Annotated in this window: 14 protein-coding genes and 1 pseudogene; 12 read left to right on the forward strand and 3 right to left on the reverse strand. The window is 69.6% G+C overall.

Annotated features, from left to right (window positions below; genetic code table 11):
• The first annotated feature begins 27 nt into the window (after positions 1–27).
• The 7 genes from RJ05_RS07160 to proB all read left to right on the forward strand — a co-directional run bounded on the left by RJ05_RS07160 (position 28) and on the right by proB (position 8,912).
• On the forward strand, positions 28–939 hold the full coding sequence (locus RJ05_RS07160; RefSeq protein ID WP_036534582.1) for a hypothetical protein: 912 nt from the start codon (positions 28–30) through the stop codon (positions 937–939).
• Positions 940–983: 44 nt separating this feature from the next.
• A complete protein-coding gene (gene ndk, locus RJ05_RS07165) occupies positions 984–1,400 on the forward strand; it encodes a nucleoside-diphosphate kinase (RefSeq protein ID WP_036534584.1) in 417 nt (138 codons plus the stop codon).
• A 391-nt stretch (positions 1,401–1,791) separates the two neighbouring features.
• The gene (locus RJ05_RS07170; RefSeq protein WP_036534587.1) at positions 1,792–5,238 is read left to right on the forward strand and encodes a translation initiation factor IF-2 N-terminal domain-containing protein; all 3,447 of its coding nucleotides are present in this window, start codon (positions 1,792–1,794) and stop codon (positions 5,236–5,238) included.
• Positions 5,239–5,512: 274 nt separating this feature from the next.
• Entirely contained in the window at positions 5,513–5,824 is a 312-nt protein-coding gene (gene rplU, locus RJ05_RS07175) for a 50S ribosomal protein L21 (protein ID WP_014349679.1), read from the forward strand.
• 45 nt (positions 5,825–5,869) lie between these two features.
• On the forward strand, positions 5,870–6,136 hold the full coding sequence (rpmA, locus tag RJ05_RS07180) for a 50S ribosomal protein L27 (RefSeq protein WP_036534590.1): 267 nt from the start codon (positions 5,870–5,872) through the stop codon (positions 6,134–6,136).
• Positions 6,137–6,269: 133 nt separating this feature from the next.
• Positions 6,270–7,730, forward strand: a complete 1,461-nt coding sequence (gene obgE, locus RJ05_RS07185) for a GTPase ObgE (protein ID WP_036534592.1) — start codon at positions 6,270–6,272, stop codon at positions 7,728–7,730.
• Positions 7,731–7,778: 48 nt separating this feature from the next.
• Entirely contained in the window at positions 7,779–8,912 is a 1,134-nt protein-coding gene (proB, locus tag RJ05_RS07190) for a glutamate 5-kinase (RefSeq protein ID WP_232052353.1), read from the forward strand.
• A 167-nt stretch (positions 8,913–9,079) separates the two neighbouring features.
• On the opposite strand, the gene RJ05_RS07195 is transcribed toward proB, so the two are convergent.
• The 3 genes from RJ05_RS07195 to RJ05_RS07205 form a co-directional block, all read right to left on the reverse strand.
• Entirely contained in the window at positions 9,080–10,393 is a 1,314-nt protein-coding gene (locus RJ05_RS07195; protein WP_036534595.1) for a hypothetical protein, read from the reverse strand.
• A complete protein-coding gene (locus RJ05_RS07200) occupies positions 10,390–10,764 on the reverse strand; it encodes a hypothetical protein (RefSeq protein ID WP_036534597.1) in 375 nt (124 codons plus the stop codon). Before RJ05_RS07200 ends, RJ05_RS07195 begins: the two co-directional genes overlap by 4 nt.
• Positions 10,765–10,831: 67 nt before the next feature.
• Positions 10,832–11,536, reverse strand: a complete 705-nt coding sequence (locus RJ05_RS07205; RefSeq protein ID WP_036534600.1) for an ESX secretion-associated protein EspG — start codon at positions 11,534–11,536, stop codon at positions 10,832–10,834.
• A gap of 253 nt (positions 11,537–11,789) precedes the next feature.
• Here RJ05_RS07205 and RJ05_RS07210 point away from each other — a divergent pair, with 253 nt between their 5' ends.
• The 5 genes and pseudogenes from RJ05_RS07210 to RJ05_RS07230 form a co-directional block, all read left to right on the forward strand.
• On the forward strand, positions 11,790–14,525 hold the full coding sequence (locus tag RJ05_RS07210) for a phosphoenolpyruvate synthase (RefSeq protein WP_051016313.1): 2,736 nt from the start codon (positions 11,790–11,792) through the stop codon (positions 14,523–14,525).
• Positions 14,518–18,033 (forward strand): AMP-binding protein, encoded by a 3,516-nt coding sequence (locus RJ05_RS07215; protein WP_036534602.1) that lies wholly within the window; start codon positions 14,518–14,520, stop codon positions 18,031–18,033. The genes RJ05_RS07210 and RJ05_RS07215 overlap by 8 nt, the downstream gene beginning before the upstream one ends.
• Complete coding sequence (locus RJ05_RS07220; RefSeq protein WP_051016314.1) at positions 18,030–18,290, forward strand: acyl carrier protein; 261 nt, start codon at positions 18,030–18,032, stop codon at positions 18,288–18,290. The genes RJ05_RS07215 and RJ05_RS07220 overlap by 4 nt, the downstream gene beginning before the upstream one ends.
• Complete coding sequence (locus RJ05_RS07225) at positions 18,287–19,378, forward strand: SDR family oxidoreductase (protein ID WP_036534632.1); 1,092 nt, start codon at positions 18,287–18,289, stop codon at positions 19,376–19,378. Before RJ05_RS07220 ends, RJ05_RS07225 begins: the two co-directional genes overlap by 4 nt.
• A pseudogene (locus RJ05_RS07230) lies at positions 19,375–19,690 on the forward strand (nucleoside-diphosphate kinase); the annotation flags it as partial. The gene RJ05_RS07225 and the pseudogene RJ05_RS07230, both read left to right, overlap by 4 nt.

Here is a 19,690-nt window from a genome sequence, read left to right on the forward strand (position 1 = left end):
TCTCATCGAGCGTCCTGGAGATTCGCCATGCCTGCTTACCTCATCCGACCCTTCCGCCGCGACGACCGCGATCAGCTGACCCGGCTGGCCAACACTCACATCGCCGCCGTCGTTCCCGGGGTATCGATCTCGGTCAACACCATGCTGAGCAGCCTCGAACGGCGTCCCGAAGAGGTCATCCTCGACCCATGGGTAATCGAACGGGTCACCCTCGTCGCCGAACAGGATCGTGAACTCGTCGCGGCCGCGCACCTGTTGCGTTACGACTCCGGCGCGCATGTCACCGACAGCTTCCGCAACGCCGGCACCGTCGAATGGTTCCTCGCCTGGAACCGGAGCACCCTCGGCGACGATGGCGCTCTCCGTCCGGTCGACGCGGCCGCCGACGCGCTCATGACCGCCTGCCTGGCCCAGTTCGCGCCCTGGCGGGTCGCCTCGCGGCGCTTCAGCGGAAACCTGCCCACCTTCGCCGCCTACGGCCTGTCCGAGCAATGGCCGCACATCCGGGCGGTCCTCGGACGCAACGGCTGGTCGCGGGCCGACGCATCGAGCGTCGAACTGCTGCTGCTCGCCGAGACCGACAGGATTCCTCGCCCGCAACGCCCCGATCTCGCGGTGCGCCGCGAGATGGGTGAGCTCGGCACCCGATTCATCGCCCACCGGGACGGTCACGATCTTGGCCACCTGGAGGTCGACACCAACCTGACCCAGCCCGAACGGATGTCACGGCTGGGTGGCTGGGCCGATGCCTGCCGCGAGGACGGCGAACCCGAGGTGCTGCGTTGGCTGTACGGACAGGTCGCCGGCTGGTTGCGCCTCGGCGGGGTGGACCGGCTGCTCACCTACAGCGAGCCGGGAGATCCGGAGCTCGAGCTGCTGTCTCGATGCGGCTTCGTGGAACTGACCCGGACCGACCGGTCATGGGCGCATCCGGGATGAGCGCTGGTTGGGAGGCAGGGGTAGCCGACCGTTACGCTGTCGCCGTGACTGAGCAGACATTGATCCTCATCAAGCCGGACGGTGTGGCCCGTGGCCTCGTCGGTGAGGTGCTGAACCGGATCGAGCGCAAGGGGCTGAAGATCGCCGCGCTCGAGCTGAAGCAGGTGTCCGATGAACTGGCCGGCGAGCACTACGCCGAACACGCGGGCAAGCCGTTCTACGGCTCGCTGATCGAATTCATCACCTCCGGGCCGGTCGTCGCGGCCGTGCTCGAGGGGCCGCGCGCCATCGCGGCGTTCCGGCAGATCGCCGGCGGCACCGACCCGGTGGAAAAGGCCGCCACCGGCAGCATCCGGGGCGATTTCGCCCTGGAGACCCAGGAGAACCTGGTGCACGGCTCCGACTCGCCGGAGTCGGCCAAGCGGGAAATCGCGCTCTGGTTTCCCGAGTTCCCGGCCTGAAACGATCTCCATTCCGTCGCATCCGACGTCACGCTGTTGCGCCGATGGCGAACCCTCGGCGCACGGTGTGGGATACTGGCAACTGGTTGCAACCGACAACGGTCGTAACCGGATGACACCCCGAGGTTCGATGCCGATCATCGCTGCCGCGGCGCGGTAACTCGTTCGCGTCGGCACGCTGGATGAACGCTCACACCACGGAGTTCAGCCATACAGCCAGGCGCCGCGTGACCAGTTAGCCCGAACGACGATCGATATGGAGATAACCGGGCACGCGGGGCGAGACCATTGACCTCGTGCCAACCGCGCGAGGCGTACGGAAACAGCGCCCCCGCGTCGGCCGCGTCACTCCCTTCCGGGAGGAACGCGCCCGGGGGCCCGAGGAGACTTCGTGGCCGATCAAGAGCCGCTGGACACAACATCACAGGATGCCGATCAATTGCCGGAGCGAATCCGAGTTCATGCGCTGGCCAAACGTCTGGGAGTAACGAGCAAGCGCATCCTGGCCAAGCTGGGTGAGCTCGGCTCCGACGCGCGCAGCCCCCAGTCGAACGTCGAACGCGCGGTCGCGGAGTCGGTGCGCGACGCGCTCGCCACACCGGAGGCCGAACCGGCCGCCGCCGAACCCCCGGCGGCGGACACCCAGCAAACACCCGAAGCGCCTCCGGCCGAGCAGGCGGTCAGCGCCGCTGCCGCGCCGGACGAGCCCGTCCCGGCCGAGACCCCGACGGCCGCGCAGACCGAGGCCGCCGGCGCCGACCTGTTCTCCACCGCGCCCGCGTTCAGCCCGCCCGGCGGCCTGTTCGCCAGCCCGGTTCAGGAAGAACCACCGGTCGTGGAGCCGGTCGTGTTCGAGTCCGCGGTCGTCGCCGCGCCACTGTTCCTGTCGCCCGATGCCGCCGCCGCCGAAGAGCTGCGGAAGAAGCGCCGCCGCGTCGAATCCGAGACCCCGCGCGCCGACGAGGGCACTACCCAGGCCGAGGACGTCGAGGACGAGACCGGCGACGAGCAGGACGGCGCCGAGCAGTCCGAGTCCGACGATCAGCCCCGCCGCCGCCGTCGTGGCCGCCGCGGTCGCGGTCGTGGTCGCGGCGAACAGCACGCCGACTCCGATGACGAGCAGGACACCGACGAGCGTGGCGCCCGCGACAAGGACGGCGCGCGCGACAAGGACGAGGCGCCGGCCACGGACGCGGGCACCGCCGACGAGTCCGAGTCCGAGGAGACCCAGCAGACCGAGGCCGAATCCGGCGACGACGGCGAGGACGGCTCGGAGGGCTCGACCCGTCGCCGGCGCAGGCGCAGGCGGCGCAAGGTCGCCGGCGAGGGCGGCGGCGAGAACGAACCCGCCGACGACGACCCGCCCAACACGGTCGTGCACGAGCGCGAACCGCGCAACAAGAGCCGTGCCCGCGCCGCCGTCGACGAGGTGCAGGGCATCACCGGGTCCACCCGGCTGGAAGCCAAGCGCCAGCGTCGCCGCGACGGCCGCGAGGCAGGCAGGCGTCGTCCGCCGATCCTGACCGAATCGGAGTTCCTGGCCCGCCGCGAATCCGTCGACCGGGTCATGGTGGTGCGGGAAAAGGAGTTCCCCGGCCACCCCACCGCCACCCAGGTCGCGGTGCTCGAGGACAACATCCTGGTCGAGCACTTCGTCACCAGCACCGGCCAGGCGTCCATGGTCGGCAACGTCTACCTCGGCAAGGTGCAGAACGTGCTGCCGAGCATGGAGGCGGCGTTCGTCGACATCGGCCGCGGCCGCAACGGTGTGCTCTACGCCGGTGAGGTGAACTGGGAGGCCGCCGGGCTCGGCGGCAAGGAACGCAAGATCGAGCAGGCGCTCAAGCCCGGCGATCAGGTGCTGGTCCAGGTGAGCAAGGACCCGGTCGGTCACAAGGGCGCCCGCCTGACCACTCAGATCAGCCTGGCCGGACGCTTCCTGGTGTACGTGCCGGGCGGCACCTCCACCGGCATCAGCCGCAAGCTGCCCGACACCGAGCGCAAGCGGCTCAAGGAGATCCTGCGCGAGATCGTGCCCGCCGACGCAGGCGTGATCATCCGCACTGCCTCCGAGGGCGTCAGCGAAGCCGAACTGGCCCGTGACGTGGAACGGTTGCAGGCCACCTGGCGCACCATCGAGAAGGCCGCCGAACAGGATTCCGGCGCGCCGAAGACGCTCTACGAAGAGCCGGACCTGCTGGTCAAGGTGATCCGCGACCTGTTCAACGAGGATTTCTCCAAGCTGGTCATCGAGGGCGAGCGGTCCTGGAGCACGGTGGAGAACTACATCCGCACCGTCGCGCCGGACCTGCTGGCCCGGGTCTCGCGGCACGAGAACAACGGTGTGGATGTCTTCGAGGCCTACCGCATCGACGAACAGCTGGCCAAGGCCCTCGACCGCAAGGTGTGGCTGCCCTCGGGCGGCACGCTGGTCATCGATCGCACCGAGGCGATGACCGTCATCGACGTCAACACCGGCAAGTTCACCGGCTCGGGCAACAGCAACCTGGAAGAGACGGTCACCCGCAACAACCTGGAAGCCGCCGAGGAGATCGTGCGGCAGATGCGGTTGCGCGATATCGGCGGCATGATCGTCGTCGACTTCATCGACATGGTGCTCGAATCCAACCGTGACCTGGTGCTGCGTCGGCTGACCGAGGCGCTGGGCCGCGACCGCACCCGGCATCAGGTGTCCGAGGTGACCTCACTCGGCCTGGTCCAGATGACGCGTAAGAAGCTGGGCACCGGCCTCGTCGAGGCCTTCTCCACCACCTGCGAGCACTGCCATGGCCGGGGCATCCTGGTGCACAGCTACCCGGTGGAGCCGGGCGCGGCCGAGGACGGGGCCGGACGCGGACGCGAATCCGGGTCACGCCGTCGTCGCGGCCGTGACAAGGCGGCCGCTCCCGCCGCCCCGCAGGCGCAGCCCGCGGTGGCGGAGTTGAGCGAGGAAGAGGCCGCGGTCAAGCGCGCGCATCCGGTCGCACTGGCCATGGCCGCCCATCAGGCCGAGGACAGTGGTGCCTCGGAGGCCGAGGCCGCGCCGCAGCCGCCGGACACCGGCGTCGAACCCGCGGCCGCCGAGCAGGCGCAGGAAGCGACCGGCGAACCGGCCGCTCAGCATGTCGCCGCAGGACAGAACGGAACCACTCGCACCCGGTCGACGCGTCGACGGCGGGTGGCGCGCTCGGCCGCGGCGCCGGATGCCGACGCTGTCGTCGCCGTCAGTGAGGTCGTCACCGAGGTGGGTGCGCCGGCTGAACAGGCCTCGGCGGTGGAGCAGGCCGCCGTTGCCGACCAGCGTGAATCCGAGCAGGCGCCAGTCGCTGAACCGGTGTCGGCCACCGATGCGGCCGAGCACACGGAATCGGTCGAAGCGGACCAGGCACCGGATGCCGACGTGACGGCAGTGGGCAAGCAGGTCTCCGTCGTGGAGCCGGGGTCGGCCGAATCGGCTCCGGCCGCGGTGACCACCGCCGAACCCGAAGCAACCGCGCCCGCGGAAGTGGTCGCGGCGCCCGCGGCCGAGCCGACAGAGCCCGAGACCGCCGCCGCGACGGAGCCGGCCGAGCCCGAATCGGCCGAGGCGCCCACCGCGCCCGCCGAGAACGGCACCCCGGCCCGGTCGTCCCGACGCCGCCGGGTGGCTCGTTCCGCTGCCGCCCCGGCCTCGGACAGCACGGGCGCGGTATTCGTCCTCAGCAGCTCGGAGGAGCCCGCGGCGCCGGTCGTCGACTTCACCGAACCGGTACCGGTCCCGGTGCCCGAACGCAGGCCTCGCAGGCGCAGCGCGGGCAGGCCCGCCGGGCCGCCGCCCGCCGAATCGGCCGACGAATGACCTGGTGGTCCCCGCCCTTGTGGCGGGGGCCACTGTCGTTCGGTGGCCGGTTTGGTCGCGCACCTATGCGTCCTGTAATCTTGGACAGTCGCTGCCCGGCGACAGCGTTTTATCACGCTGTGCCCGCGAAGCTATAGAGCAATCGCCAGTGCTGAGGCGGCGGTGACTACCAGACCAGATGTGTAGTGGATGCCCGGTGGAATTCTCCGGCCGGGTGCCACTCCAGCCGCGCTAGCAAGCGTCGCACACCTAGAGGAAGAAGGGCAGCCGACCGATGGCAACGTACGCGATCGTCAAGACCGGCGGAAAGCAGTACAAGGTCGCGGTCGGTGACCTGGTGAAGGTCGAGAAGATCGAGGGTGCGCCGGGCACCGCTGTGGATCTGTCGCCGGTGCTCGTGGTCAACGGCGCCGAGCTGACCGCCGATGCGGACAAGCTGGCCAAGGTGTCGGTGTCCGCCGAGGTCGTCGAGCAGACCAAGGGCCCGAAGATCCGCATCCACAAGTTCAAGAACAAGACCGGCTACCACAAGCGCCAGGGTCACCGTCAGCCGCTGACGGTCCTGAAGGTCACCGGCATCAAGTAATCGGCCCGGGGGTTCACCGAGCCCTCACCTGGAGGAGTTACAGCAATGGCACATAAGAAGGGTGCATCCAGCTCCCGGAACGGTCGCGATTCCAACAGCAAGCGCCTCGGCGTGAAGCGGTTCGGCGGTCAGTCCGTCAAGGCCGGCGAGATCCTGGTGCGTCAGCGCGGCACGCACTTCCACCCCGGCGTGAACGTCGGCCGTGGCGGTGACGACACCCTGTTCGCCCTCGAGGCGGGCGCGGTGGAGTTCGGCACCAAGCGTGGACGCAAGACCGTCAACATCGTGGTTCCGGAGCCGGTCCAGGCCTGACCGGCTGACGACTCCAACACAGACGAGCGGGTCAGGGTGACATACCCCTGGCCCGCTTTTCGTTGTTTCCATCAGCAGTGACCTGCGGCGACGTTCGCCGTCCCGACCAGACCGAAGGAGGATGATTCGGCGTATGTCCAAATTCATCGACCGTGTCGTACTTCATGTGCGTGCTGGCAAGGGCGGCCACGGCTGCGCGTCGGTGCACCGGGAGAAGTTCAAGCCGCTCGGCGGCCCCGACGGCGGTAATGGCGGCAACGGCGGCGACGTGATCCTCGAGGTCGATCCCAATGTGCACACGCTGCTGGACTTCCATTTCCATCCGCATGCCAAGGCGAGCAACGGCAAGCCGGGCGAAGGCGGCAACCGGGACGGCAAACAGGGCACCGACCTGCTGCTGAAAGTGCCCGACGGCACCGTGGTGCTGGGGGCCGACGGTGAAGTGCTGATGGATCTCGTCGGTGCGGGCAACCGATTCATCGCCGCCCGCGGCGGACGCGGCGGGCTCGGCAATGCCGCGCTGGCCTCCAAAGCGCGCAAGGCGCCCGGTTTCGCGTTGCTCGGCGAGGAGGGCGAAGAGCGCGACATCGTGCTCGAGCTCAAGTCGGTGGCCGATGTTGGGCTGGTCGGGTTCCCGTCGGCCGGTAAGTCCTCGCTGGTCTCGGTGCTGTCGGCGGCCAAACCCAAGATCGCCGACTACCCCTTCACCACGCTGGTGCCCAATCTCGGTGTGGTCGCCAGCGGCGACACCACCTTCACCGTCGCCGACGTGCCGGGTCTGATCCCGGGCGCGAGCCAGGGCCGTGGGCTCGGCCTCGACTTCCTGCGTCATCTGGAGCGCTGCGCCGTGCTCGCGCACGTGGTGGACTGCGCGACCTTGGAGCCGGGCCGCGATCCCGTCTCCGATGTCGACGCGCTCGAGGCGGAACTGGCGGCCTACAAGCCCGCGCTGAGTGCCGACGCCGGGCTGGGTGATCTGGCCGACCGCCCGCGCGTGGTGATCCTGAACAAGACCGATGTGCCCGATGCCGCCGAACTGGCCGAGATGGTCACCGAGGAGTTCGCCGCGCGCGGCTGGCCGGTGTTCCAGATCTCGGCGGTGAGCCGGGCGGGGCTGCGGCCGCTGACGTTCGCGCTGGCCGACATGGTGCGCAAGTACCGCGAGGAACATCCGAAGGCAGCGCCGAAGCGTCCGGTGATCCGGCCGATCGCGGTCGACGAGACCGGTTTCAGCGTGATCGCGGATCCGGAGGAACCCGGCGGCTTCATCGTGCGCGGGACCCGGCCCGAGCGCTGGGTGCGCCAGACCCAGTTCGACAACGACGAGGCCGTCGGCTACCTGGCCGACCGGCTCGCCCGCCTCGGCGTCGAAGACGAACTCGTACGTCTCGGCGCGGAACCGGGCGCGCCCGTCACCATCGGTGACGTCACCTTCGAATGGGAGCCGCAGATCTCCGCGGGCGTCGACATGGTGCCCACCGGCCGCGGCACCGATATCCGGCTCGAGCAGACCGACCGGGTCAGTGCGGCCGAACGCAAGCATGCCTCCCGGGTGCGTCGCGGTCTGGTGCGCGACGACGAGGACGAAGCGTAGGCACGGCGTCCGTCGTGCCGCGCGCGAGAACAGTGGTGGAGATCAGCCGTGACGGAAACGCAGGTGCAGTTCGGCGCCGAACTCAGTGAGGCGCGCCAGGCCATCGCCGGTGCGCGCAGTGTGGTGGTGAAGATCGGGTCCTCGGCCCTCACCAGCATGAAGGCAGGTCTGGACACCGCTCGGCTGGATCGGCTCGCCGACGCCGTCGAGGCGCGGATGCGGGCCGGATCGGATGTGGTGGTGGTGTCCTCGGGCGCGATCGGCGCCGGTATGGCCCCGCTCGGTCTGAGCGCTCGTCCACGCGATCTGGCCACCAAGCAGGCCGCGGCCAGCGTCGGCCAGCTCGCGCTCGCGCACGCGTGGGGCACCTCGTTCGCCCGCTACGGCCGCACCGTCGGCCAGGTCCTGCTCAGTGCCGACGACTTCTCCCGCCGCGAACATCACCGCAACGCACAGCGCACCCTCGACCGGCTGCGTTCGCTCGGCGCGGTGGCGGTGGTGAACGAAAACGACACTGTCGCAACCGAAGAGATCCGTTTCGGTGACAACGACCGGCTCGCGGCGCTGGTCGCGCACCTGGTCGGTGCCGACGCGCTGGTGCTGCTGTCGGATGTCGAGGGCCTCTACGATGGCGATCCGCGCAAGGGCGGCGCGACCTTCATTCCCGAGGTGCGTTCCAGCGCCGATCTGGATGGAGTGATTGCCGGCACCGGCGGCGCGCTCGGCACCGGTGGCATGGCCTCGAAGCTGTCCGCGGCCCGGCTCGCCGCCGACGCCGGCGTGCCCGTGCTGCTGGCCGCGGCCTCCGAAGCGGCGACCGCGTTGAGCAGCGGCACTGTCGGCACCGCGTTCGCGGCTCGCCCGGTTCGCCTGTCCGCCCGCAAGTTCTGGGTGCGGCACGCCGCCGACAGCCGCGGCGCCATCCACATCGACGAGGGCGCCGTCGCCGCCGTCGCGCACCGCCGCCACTCCCTGCTGGCCGCGGGTATCACCGCTGTGCGCGGCCGCTTCCACGGCGGCGACGTCGTCGACCTCATCGCCCCCGACAACCGCCTGGTGGCCCGCGGCGTGGTCGAATACGACGCGGCCGAACTGACGACGATGCTCGGCCGCTCCACCGCCGAGCTCCCCGACACCATGCAGCGTCCTGTCATCCACGCCGACGACCTGGTGAAGGTGTAGTGGCGATTTTGATTTGCTTTTATGCGCACCACGGTTGACCTCTCCCCAGACCTCATGCAGGCGGCCAAGGTCGCCGCGGCGGCGCGCGGCATCAGTTTGAAGGAGCTTGTTCTCGGCCACGGATCCGCTCGCACATGGATCGGTGACGCTGTTGCGGGTGCCTCCTGTTACGACCCTTGCGGCGGAATGACGCCGGGCTGATCGGTGGCCGGCGGCTGGCCTTCGGGGATCGGTCCGGTGATGCCGGGTTGTCCGCCCGGGTCGGGGAGGGGGACCGGCGGGGTCTCCGGGGTCGGGATCGGGGGCGGGGGCGGTGCTTGCGGCAGCGGCGGAGGTTCGACTGGCGGTTGAGCCGGTGGCGGCGACGCGGGAGCCGGCGGTGCTGCCGGCGGCGGGGGTACGGGAGCCGGCGGCTCGGCCGGGATGGGTCCCGGTGGGGACGGTTCGGCAGGCGGTGGTGTCGGTGCAGGAGGTCCTGCCGGTGGGGGAACGGGAACGGGTGGCTCGGCCGGTGGTTGCACCGGTGTGGTCTCGGTGGCGGGCGGAGCAGGCACCGGCGGCTCGGGTGAGGCCGGCGGCACGGGGACGTCCGCTGACGGTGGCGCAGGCGTGGGCGCCTGTGCGGGAGGCGGAACCGGCACGGGTGGTTCGGCAGGGGGCGGCACGGGCAGCGGGGGAGCCTGCTGAGTGGGGGGCGACGGCGGTGTGCGGTCCTGCGGATGCTCGGTGGGCGGCGGGTTGTCTTCGGAGCGGGGCTGCGGAGGCGCCTCGCCGCGCTGTTGCGGTGCGGGAGTCCCGGTGTCCGGCGGTATGGCCGGGACCGGTGGTGCGATTACCGGATCGTCCTGGGCACGTGGGGGATTCGACCCGTTCGGTGGGGCAGGCTGCTGGTCGTCACGCCACTGACTCTGCGGGGGAGGTGCCAGTGGCGCCGGGCTTCCGGGGGCTGCGGGCGGGTCGGGCAGTGCCGGGACGCCGGTCCCGGCCAGCGTGTAGGCCGGTTTGTAGATCATGTTCATCGCCAGCACGGCTTCCTGCCGCAAGGCCTCTTGCGCCATCTGCGCATCGATGACGTTCGCGGCCTCGAGCAGCCGGGCGATGGCGCCGATGGGTCCCGATCCGCCGGGCGGCACGACAGCGAGTTTCACCGCTTCGGCCGCGGCGGCGACCGCACCGATCCGGGCGCCGACCTGGCCGAGGACCGCGGCCAGTTCGTCGACCGAGGCGGCGAAGCTGCGGGCGCTGGCGTGGGCGGCGTCGGCAGCGGCGCCTTCCCAGTCCATCGAGCCCATCACCCGGTCGACGCTGTCGCGGGTGAGGGGGAACGAGGTGGACAGGCCCGCGGCGGCTTCCAGCCAGGCGGCGGAGGTCGCCACGATCGCGGCGGCGTCGATCTCCTGGGTTTTCGCGTAGATCTCTTCGTGCCGCATGGACTCGAAGTGCTCCATCGCGCTGATGTAGTCGGGGTCGGTGCCGCTCATCGGGGCAGCCTCGAGGCGACGGCCCGCACCGCGGCGGCGTTGGCGGCGTCGGCTTCCTCGTAGAGACCGCCGCTGATCAGGAACGCCTCTTTCATCCGGTAGGCGGCCTCGATGTAGTGGTCGAGCAGGGCGGCGGCATCGCGGGCCTTGTGCCCGAACCCGGCCTGCAACTGCTGGGCCGAGACGAATCCGCCGAAACCGTGCGGTTCGGCGACCGATTCCAGCCGTTGTTGCAGGTGCAGGAGGCGATCGACCTGGTGGTCGTAGAGTTCGGCGCAGCGCCGCGCCGCGGCCGGATCGAACTTGACTGTGCCCGCGTGTGCCGCTTGCCGAAATCGGGCGATTTCGGCTCGGCTGCTCTCGATCGTCATCGCTGTCCCCTCCTCGGTCCGATTCAGCGTAGCCGCAATCGAGGCCGCCGGTCAGTGGGTGAACAGATCAGGCGGGTACCCGCTTTTGCAGTTGCGCGGCCAGCTGTTCGCTGCTCGCGGGCACGATATGCACGGTGTCACCGGCTTTGATGAGATAGCGGCCGTCGCCCTCGACGTCGATCCAGGTGTAGTGCACCGGCGCCGGCGGCGTCGGCCGGTCCAGGCGGGCCTCGATGCGGATATGGCCTTCTGCGGTGTGCGGTCGCAGCAGTAGCCGCCGGATCGGCAGCGCCGCACGCTCGGTGGCGATGACCACCTCGTCGTCGCGAATCGCCTCGATTGCGGCGGCACGAGCCGGTTCGCGTCCCGCGGGCGTTTTCGGCAGCAGCGCGGCGATGCGGGCGCCGAGTTTTGCGCTGTGGCCGATGGATATGCGGACCCGCCCACCGAAGTCCGGTGTGCGCCCGGGTTCCTGGACGGCGAGTACGCCGCGATCGAAGACGGCCCCGGCCAGCAACCGGATCTCGCTGCCGGCGGTGTGCCCGCCGCCGACGGCGACGATCCTGGTATGCGGGGCGGCGAGAATGCGCAGGCAGGCCGACAGATCCGGGTCGGCGCCCAGCGGCAGCCGGGAGGCGAGTTCGGCGCGCAGCGCGTCGGCCTCGCGTTCGGTACGCGGTGTTTCCAGGATGCGCAAGGGGTATGGATGACGGTCCTGGTCGGTTTCGCGCCAGATATGGGCGAACTCGTCCGGGGTGAACGTCCAACTCACGACCCGATCACATCCTCACCGCACCCACCGACGCTGCCCGACAGCTTAGTGGTCGCCACGTCCGCGGTGGCCGCCGATGGGGTACCGCACGGCGTGGCACTGGCTGAGGACCCGAGGATTGTGAGCTAACACCATGGTCAATTCTCGGATATACAGACAATGCTCGGATTTACTCGGTCGCGGGCCCACCGTGCGCGCGGTGGGCCCGAGAATATGAGCTGCCCGGTATCGACCGGGAGCGATGGGAGGAAGCGTGCAGCTGCTCGGACCGTGGACCGACTCGGGGGCCATCTCGGCCTCGGCAGGCGGTAAGGCCCGCGGATTGCACATCCTGCACAACAGTGGCTTCGCGGTTCCGGAGTGGGCGGTGCTCGGCACCGATGTCTTCGACGCGTTCGCCACCGGTGCGGGCCTGGACGAGCAGATCGCGGAGTTCGCCGCGGCCGACACGCCCGAAGCGGCCGCGTCGGCCGGTGCGGCGTTGCGGTCGGCGATCGAGTCCGCCGATCTGCCCGCAGATGTCGCCGAGCTGATCGACGCCGGGTACCGCAGACTCGGTGGTGGCGCCGTCGCGGTGCGTTCCTCGGTCGCGGCCGAGGACGGCCCGGCGCATTCCTATGCCGGTCAGTTCGATTCGTTTCTCAATGTCGACGGCGAGGACGCGGTGCGGCGCCAGGTGCGTGCCTGCTGGGCCTCGGCGTTCTCGCAGCGTTCGATCGAGTACGCCTTCGCCCACGACCAGCCCAGAGTCGCCGCCGTCGCGGTGGTGTTGCAGCGATTGGTGGCTGCCAGGGTCAGCGGGGTGATGTTCACCGCCGATCCGGCGAGCGGTTCGCCCGACGAGTTGGTGATCAGTGCGGTGTACGGCCTGGGGGAGGGCCTGGTTTCCGGCGCGGTCGACGCCGATTCGGTGGTCGTGGACCGCTCGGGCAACGTGCTCGACACCGTCATCGGTGACAAGGACCGCGCCTTTCTGCCGAGCGATCCGGGTGGATCGACCGCCGGCGCGGTCGATGCCGAGCGCCGGGCACGCCTGGCGCTGTCCGAGGCCGAGATCGCCGCCCTCGCCGAGCTGGGCCGCAAACTGGAGGCGGAGCTGGGCGCACCGCAGGACATCGAATGGGCCATCGACGACGACGGCATCTGGTTCCTGCAAGCCCGTCCCATCACCACCGCGCTCGCACCTGCGGCGGACCGGGCGGTGGCCGCGGCCGCGCTGATCCGTGGCGCCGGTGAGGCCGTGCCCGACGGCGAGACCCGGATCTGGGACAACTCCAACATCATCGAGAGCTTCAGCGGCCTCACGTCGCCGCTGACCTACACCACCGCCGCCGATATCTACGGCCGCGTCTACCGCGGTTACGCCGAATCGCTGAAGGTGCCCGCCGAGCAGTTGCGCCAGACCGACGAGTGGACGCCGGTGTTGCTCGGCTACTTCCACGGCCGGGTCTACTACAACCTGCTGCACTGGTATCGGATGGTCGGTATCGCGCCCGGCTATCCGCTCAACCGCAAGGTGCTGGAGGCGGCGCTCGGGGTGGACGAACCGCTGCCCGACGAGGTCGCGAAAACCTTGCGGCCCTACACCTTCGGCTCGGCGGCCGAACGGATCCGGTCACGCACGGTCACCACCGTCACCTATGTGCGCAGACTGTTCGGCATCGACGCGATGGTCGAGCAGTTCCTCACCGAGTTCTACCGGGTCTACGACGAATACGAGGCGCTGGACTACACGACGCTCACCGGTGAACAGGCCTACGCCGCCTACCGCAAGGTCGACGCCGACCTGGTGCGGCGCTGGGGTCCGCTGATGGTGCTCGACGCCATCCTGCTCACCTGCACCGGCGCGATGTTCCTGCTCACCAAGCTGTTCCTGCCCAAGGCGCCGGAGTGGTTCCTGTACGCGGTCGTCGGGCCGGGCGCGGATGTGGAGTCGGCGGAACCGGCGCGCGCGCTGACGGCGATGGCCGAGACGGTGCATGCCGATCCGGAACTGACCGCGCTCATCAATTCGACCGAACCGCAACAGGTCTACCGTCAGCTGCACAGCAACGAGACCTATGCGGCGTTCCGCGCCGAGGTCGACGCCTACATCGACCGCTACGGCTACCGCAGCCTCGACGAGCTGAAACTGGAGACCCCCGATCTGCGTGAGGATCCGGCGAGCCTGTTCGTCATGCTGCGCAGTGCGCTGGGCCGGGTGGGGCAGGCCGGGCAGCAGCCCGATCGGGCCGCCGAAGCCGACGCCTACCTCGACGCGCATCTGACCGGCGTGCGCCGGCGAATCTATGAACGCCTGCGCGCCAAGGTATCCCGCTGCGCGGCACACCGCGAGCGGTTGCGTTTCTGCCGGACGCGGGCATTCGGCATGGTGAAGCGGATGATCCGGGTGATGGGCCGCGACCTGGCCGCGCGCGGGATCATCGACGAGTTCTCCGACGTCTTCTACCTCACCGTGCAGGAGCTGCGCGGTAGCTATGAGGGTGCCGACACACGCACCTACCGCGATCTGGTAACGGCGCGAAAGGTGCAGCGCGCCAAGGACGCCGAGCTGGTGGCACCCGCCCGGTTCAGCACCGCCGGGTCAACGTTCGGCCGGGCGGAACTGGCTTCCCAGGGCTGGGTTCCCGTCACCGATACCCCTCCCGCGACCCCGGGTACCGTCCTGGCAGGCACGCCGTCATCATCCGGTGTGGTCGAGGGCGGCGCGGTTGTGGTAGACGAGCCCCGTGACGTCGCCGGAGGCATCCTGATCGCCTACCGCACCGACCCCGGATGGGTGGCGGCGCTGCCGTCCGCGTCGGCGTTGGTGATCGAGCGGGGCAGCCCCCTCACCCACGTCGCGATCGTGGCACGCGAGCTCGGTGTGCCGACGGTTGTGCAGGTCAAGGACATCACCAAGCGGATACGGACGGGAATGCGGATACGGGTGGACGGAACCACGGGGACAGTGACGGTGCTGTCCGGGGCGGAGTCCGGCGATGAGTGAGACCGATCATGTGGCGACGGTGCGTCAGTGGCTCGTCGAGCCGGACGCCGCCACCGGCATCCATTTCGCCGACGAGGCCGATGGCTGGGATTACCGCAGTTACGCCGAACTGGCCGACCTCACCTGGTCGATCGCGCAGGTGATGCGCGAGCACGGCATGGGCAGCGGCGACGGTGCGTGTGTCGTCATGCCGACCGGATTCCCGTGTACGGCAGCCTTTTACGCGGTGTGGGCGTGTGGCGGGGTGTTCACGCCGGTGGCGCCGCCGATGTTCGGCGATCTCGATCAGTACATCGGTCATGTGGCCGCGATCCTGGCGCAGGCGCAGCCGCGGGTGGTGGTGACCTCGGTCGAGTTCGAGCAGCTGGCCCGGCGCGCGATGGTTGAGGCGGGCCGCACCGATGAGCCGGTCGTCATCGACCCGGCGACCTTGCCGCCCGCCCCGGCCGAGCGTGTCTTCGGCGCGCCGGATCCGTGTGCGCTGCTCCAGTTCACTTCCGGGTCCACCGGCACGCCGCGCGGGGTGCGGGTGAGCTGGCACAACCTGGCCAACAACATCGACATGATCTCGCGGCTGATCGACTGGCGTGCGGGTGAGGCGATGGTGTCGTGGCTGCCGCTGTATCACGATATGGGCCTGGTCGGCGCGTTCCTGACCACCGTCACCAACCAGGGTGAGCTGTATCTGATGCGGCCGGACCAGTTCGTGCGCGACCCGGTCCGCTGGCTGCGGGCGATGACCAGGGCGCAGCATTCGCCCTCGCCGTCGTTCGCGCTCGGCTATGTGGCGCACCGGGTGCGGCCCGAGGACATCGCCGAGCTGGATCTGTCCGGGTGGCGCACCCTCGCGGTCGGTTCGGAGCCGGTCGAGGTGGCCGATCTGCAATCGTTCGCCGAACTGACCGGCCGCCAGGGCTTTTCGATGAACGCCTACACCCTGGCCTATGGGTTGGCCGAGGCGACGTTGATGGTGACGTCCTCGGCGCGCGGCCGTCCGGTGACGGCGTTGCGGCTGGACAATTCCGCGCTGCGGTTCGGCGCACCGGTATCGGTGCTCGACGAACAGCGCCTCGACGACGCCCACCGGGTGGAAGGCGCGGGATGGATCACCGGCCTCGGCTACTCCACCCCCGAATCGACAGTGCGGGTGGTCGACGAAGAGGGCAACGATCTGCCCGATGGCACCCTCGGCGAAATGGTGGTGGTGGGCGATTCGGTCGCCCTCGGCTACTCCGGGCCGCCGAGCCCGGGATCGTCGACCCGCATCGAGGACGGCGTGCTATACACCGGCGATGCCGGATTCCTGCACCGCGGTGAGGTTTTCGTGCTCGGCCGGATGGGTTCGAGCCTGAAGGTGCGTGGCCGTTCGGTGTTCATGGAGGACATCGAATCGCGGGTCGCCCAGGAAACCGGCATCACCAAGGGCAAACTGGCCGCGGTGGCGATCAGCGAGGCCGGATCGCAGGGCATCGCACTGTTCGCCGAATCGGCGCCGGGGGAGTGGATCGCCGAGGCCCGCAAGATCATTCGCGGTGAGTTGGGGCCCGCGCAGACGGTCACCATCGTCACCGGGCCGCGTGGGCTCATCCGGCGTACTTCCAGCGGTAAACCGCGACGCAGGCATATGTGGCAGTTGTTCGCCGACGGCTTCCTGGAAGGGGCCGTGGTGCACGAGGCCGACGGCACGGCGTCGTCCGGGACCACCGGCACCAGCCCTGCCGATTCCGGAAAGCCCACACCGACCCTGCCTGCCGACCGCACCAGGGAACTGCTCGACGCCGCGCTCACCAAGGTCACGATCCCGGCGGATTCGGCGGTGCTGTTCGAGGGCTCGCTGGCCGAGGGATTCGGCAACGAAGGCTCCGATGTGGACTTCCTTGTCGTCGCACCCGGCGCCGAGGAGCTGCCGACCCTGCCGACGGTGCTGTTCATCGACGGCCGCCGCGTCGAGGTGCGGACGCGCTCGGAGGCCCAGCTGCGGCGGCAGCTGGACACGGTGGCTCAGGCCGCCGATCCCGCCGCCCTGGACGAAGACCTGCTCAACCGCTGCCAGCGGTTCCTGCGGGCCACCCTCGTGCGCGCGGGGGCTCCCGATATCGACGATCTGCGCGCCACGCTGCCGCACGGCGAGTTCGCGGCGGCGCTGGCCGACTGGTGGGCCGCACGAGCGCGCCAGGCGCTACGCTACGCGGTGGCGCTGCGCGCGCTCGGCGCGGACGCAGAGGCTCGTGAGTGGGCGCAGGACGGGCTGCGGCAGTCGATGAAGGCCTGGGCAGCCGGAGTGAACGAGACCTACCTCGAAACCAAATGGCTGCCCCAGCAGTTGGCCCGCATCGGCGCCGACGAGCGGATCACCAGATTCCACGATCTGCTCACCGACGATCGTCCCGCGATCGCCTGCGCCACCGGCGAGCCGGTCGATGGTGCCGACCGCGCGGCCCGCGCGGCGGATAATGCTCGACCACAAGGCATTCTGGGTGCGGCCACCGAGCACGTCCTCGAAGAGCGACTGTGGTGGGAACAGCTGCTGGCCCTGGCCGCCGACCTCGGCGTCACCGGTGTCACCGACGATGCGGACCAGATCCTGTTCGCCCGCGTCCCCGGCGTCACCACCTGGAAGATCGGCGAGCGTATCCACATCATTCGTGACGACCGCGACGTGTTCGTGCTCTCCGATCGCGGCGGCCGCGCCTGGCGGTCGGTGGTCTTCCGGCATTCGCTGGCCGCCGTGCTCGGCCGCGCGAGCACCGACATCCGGACCGAACTCGCCGAGTTCCTGCGCCTGGGCCTGTTCGGCCTGCACTGGCGCGGCGACCGGCCCATCGAACCCGCGCTGGCCATGTGTAAACCGCTGCGGCCGTACACGCCGGTCCCGTCCTGGGCCGCGCCGACGCTCGGGGTCACCGGCGCGGTGAGCACCGATCCGATCGCCACCCTCGCACCGCTGCCCGCCCCCCGGTTCACCGAATGCGCGATGAACCTGGTGTGGTCGAACATCGTGCTGGAGAACGCCCGCGAGGATTTGGCGGGTGCGGTGAAGAACGCACAGGGCGCGGTCGCCGATATCGCCGCCCACCGGATGATCGCGATGGCGGTGCGGGTGCTGCTGTCCGCCTTCGGGATTCATCCTCTGCCTGCCGACGTCGCGGCCGTCGAGACGGTGCGCCGATTGCTTCCGCCGCACGCCGGGCGTCGCGGCGAACTGCTGGACGCCCTGGAAACCGCGCAGGCGGTGCGCTTCTCGACAGCCATCGCCTCGGGTGCGGATATGATGGCCGGATTCGCCGCGATCGACGATTTCGTCGTCCTGGTGCGCGCGGTCGCCGGTGGCGCCGACTTCCCGGCCTCCTTCGATTCGCGCGAACAATGGCGGCGCACCCTCGCCATCGGCTACGACTGGCTGCGCATCGCCGGCTATCTCGACACCGACTTGCCGCTGGACGAGGCCCGCGACCTGCTGAGCACCGGTGGCCAGCAACCCCATCTACGCGAAAGCGAGTCCGCATGAGTGCCATCGACACCGCCGTCGCCGACCGCGTCCGCGCCCTCATTCGCGCCATGGCGCCGGATCAGGACGCGGCCATGGCCGACGATCAGCGGCTCATGGAGGACCTCGGGTTCGATTCGCTGCGACTGATGGAACTGACCGTGGTGCTCGAGCGCGCCTTCGAGCTGCCCAGATACCAGCCGGAAGAGCTGGTCGGGGTGCGCCGGGTCGGTGAGGTCATCACCCTGATCACCGGCAGTCTGGACGGCCGGTCATGAGCGATCGCGATACCGCCCTCGTCACCGGTGCTACCGGCCTGGTTGGCGCCGAAGTGGTAGCCAGGCTGGCCGCCGCTGGTCGCCCGGTCGCCGCGGTGCTGCACCGCAAGGGCGAGATCACCCGCAACGACGGCACCCTGCTGGAACCGGGAAGCGCGGTCACCGGTGACATCCGGGCCGCGGGCTTCGGGCTCAGCGATCGCGACGCAGGCTACCTCGCCGAGCGGGTCGGGGTGATCGTGCACTGCGCGGCCACCACCGCCTTCGACGCCTCCGACACCGACTACGAGCAGCTCAATGTCGCGGGCACCGCCAATGCCATCGACCTCGCGCAACGCTGGCAGGTGCCGCTGGTGCACGTGAGCACCGCCTATGTGTGCGGGATGCGTGGCGGCATCGTCCGGGAGGACGAACTCGAGACCGGACACGAGTTCGGTAATGGCTACGAAGCCAGCAAGTTCCGGGCCGAACAGCTGGTCCACGCGGCGGGCGCGCGCGGGCTGCGCTGGGCGATCGTGCGTCCGGGCATCGTCACCGGCGCGAGCGATACCGGGATCATCCGGGAGTACAAGAACCTCTACACCGTGGTGAAACTGATGGTGGAGGGCAAGCTGCGCTCGCTGCCGGGCCGCTACGACGCGACGCTGTCGCTGGCTCCGGTCGATCACGTGGCCGATGTGGTGGCCGCGGCGGTGCTCGACTTCGATTCGGCCTCGGGACGCACCATGCACGCGCTGGGCCGGGACACGCTGTCGTTGCGTGAGGTCTCCGATGTGCTGGCCGAATACCCGTCCTTCGAGGTGGCGACCTTCGTCCCGGAGACCAGCTTCGCCGAATCCGATCTCGGGCCGATCGAGCGCGAGTACTACCGGCGCATCGGTTCGCTCTACACCAGCTACTTCCGGCGCAGACTGTCCTTCGACACCGGGCACGCCGATGTACTGCTCGGCAGACCGTCCCCGGCCACCGGCAAGGACTATCTGCGCGCACTGCTCGACTACTGCCTGGAATCCGGGTATCTCGGTGTGCCGCTGCCCTCGATCGAGGAAGTCCTGGCGGGCAATGGCGTCGGCGGGGTGCGCCGATGAGCGATGCGCTGCGAGAGCTTCTGGGCGCGCTGACCACTCAACCGGAGAAGGTGCACGCCTATGTGGGCGACACCTATGTGCGGGAAAGTGTCGATCAGCTCGACCGTGCCGGGGTGGACGCGGCGAAATTCGCCCGAGAGCATTCCCTGCTGTTGCTCAAACCCGATGCCATCGTGGCACGCGCGGTGGAACCGACGCTGGAATGGCTGGCGGATAACGGTTTCCGGGTGGTAGACGTCGACCGCGTCACCGGTGACCGGCTGCTGGCGCGCGCCCTGTGGTACTACTCGTGGAACATCGCCTCCACCGAAC

Origin of the sequence: Nocardia cyriacigeorgica NBRC 100375 (assembly GCF_000308555.1) — a bacterium.
GTDB classification, from domain to species: Bacteria; Actinomycetota; Actinomycetes; order Mycobacteriales; family Mycobacteriaceae; genus Nocardia; species Nocardia cyriacigeorgica.

Bases quoted from the DNA above. Each gene is read 5' to 3' on its own strand.
- RJ05_RS07160 (WP_036534582.1), top strand. From the start codon at position 28: ATGCCTGCTTACCTCATCCGACCCTTCCGCCGCGACGACCGCGATCAG.
- rplU (WP_014349679.1), top strand. From the start codon at position 5,513: ATGGCAACGTACGCGATCGTCAAGACCGGCGGAAAGCAGTACAAGGTC.
- rpmA (WP_036534590.1), top strand. From the start codon at position 5,870: ATGGCACATAAGAAGGGTGCATCCAGCTCCCGGAACGGTCGCGATTCC.
- obgE (WP_036534592.1), top strand. From the start codon at position 6,270: ATGTCCAAATTCATCGACCGTGTCGTACTTCATGTGCGTGCTGGCAAG.
- RJ05_RS07195 (WP_036534595.1), bottom strand. From the start codon at position 10,393: ATGAGCGGCACCGACCCCGACTACATCAGCGCGATGGAGCACTTCGAG.
- RJ05_RS07200 (WP_036534597.1), bottom strand. From the start codon at position 10,764: ATGACGATCGAGAGCAGCCGAGCCGAAATCGCCCGATTTCGGCAAGCG.
- RJ05_RS07215 (WP_036534602.1), top strand. From the start codon at position 14,518: ATGAGTGAGACCGATCATGTGGCGACGGTGCGTCAGTGGCTCGTCGAG.
- RJ05_RS07220 (WP_051016314.1), top strand. From the start codon at position 18,030: ATGAGTGCCATCGACACCGCCGTCGCCGACCGCGTCCGCGCCCTCATT.
- RJ05_RS07225 (WP_036534632.1), top strand. From the start codon at position 18,287: ATGAGCGATCGCGATACCGCCCTCGTCACCGGTGCTACCGGCCTGGTT.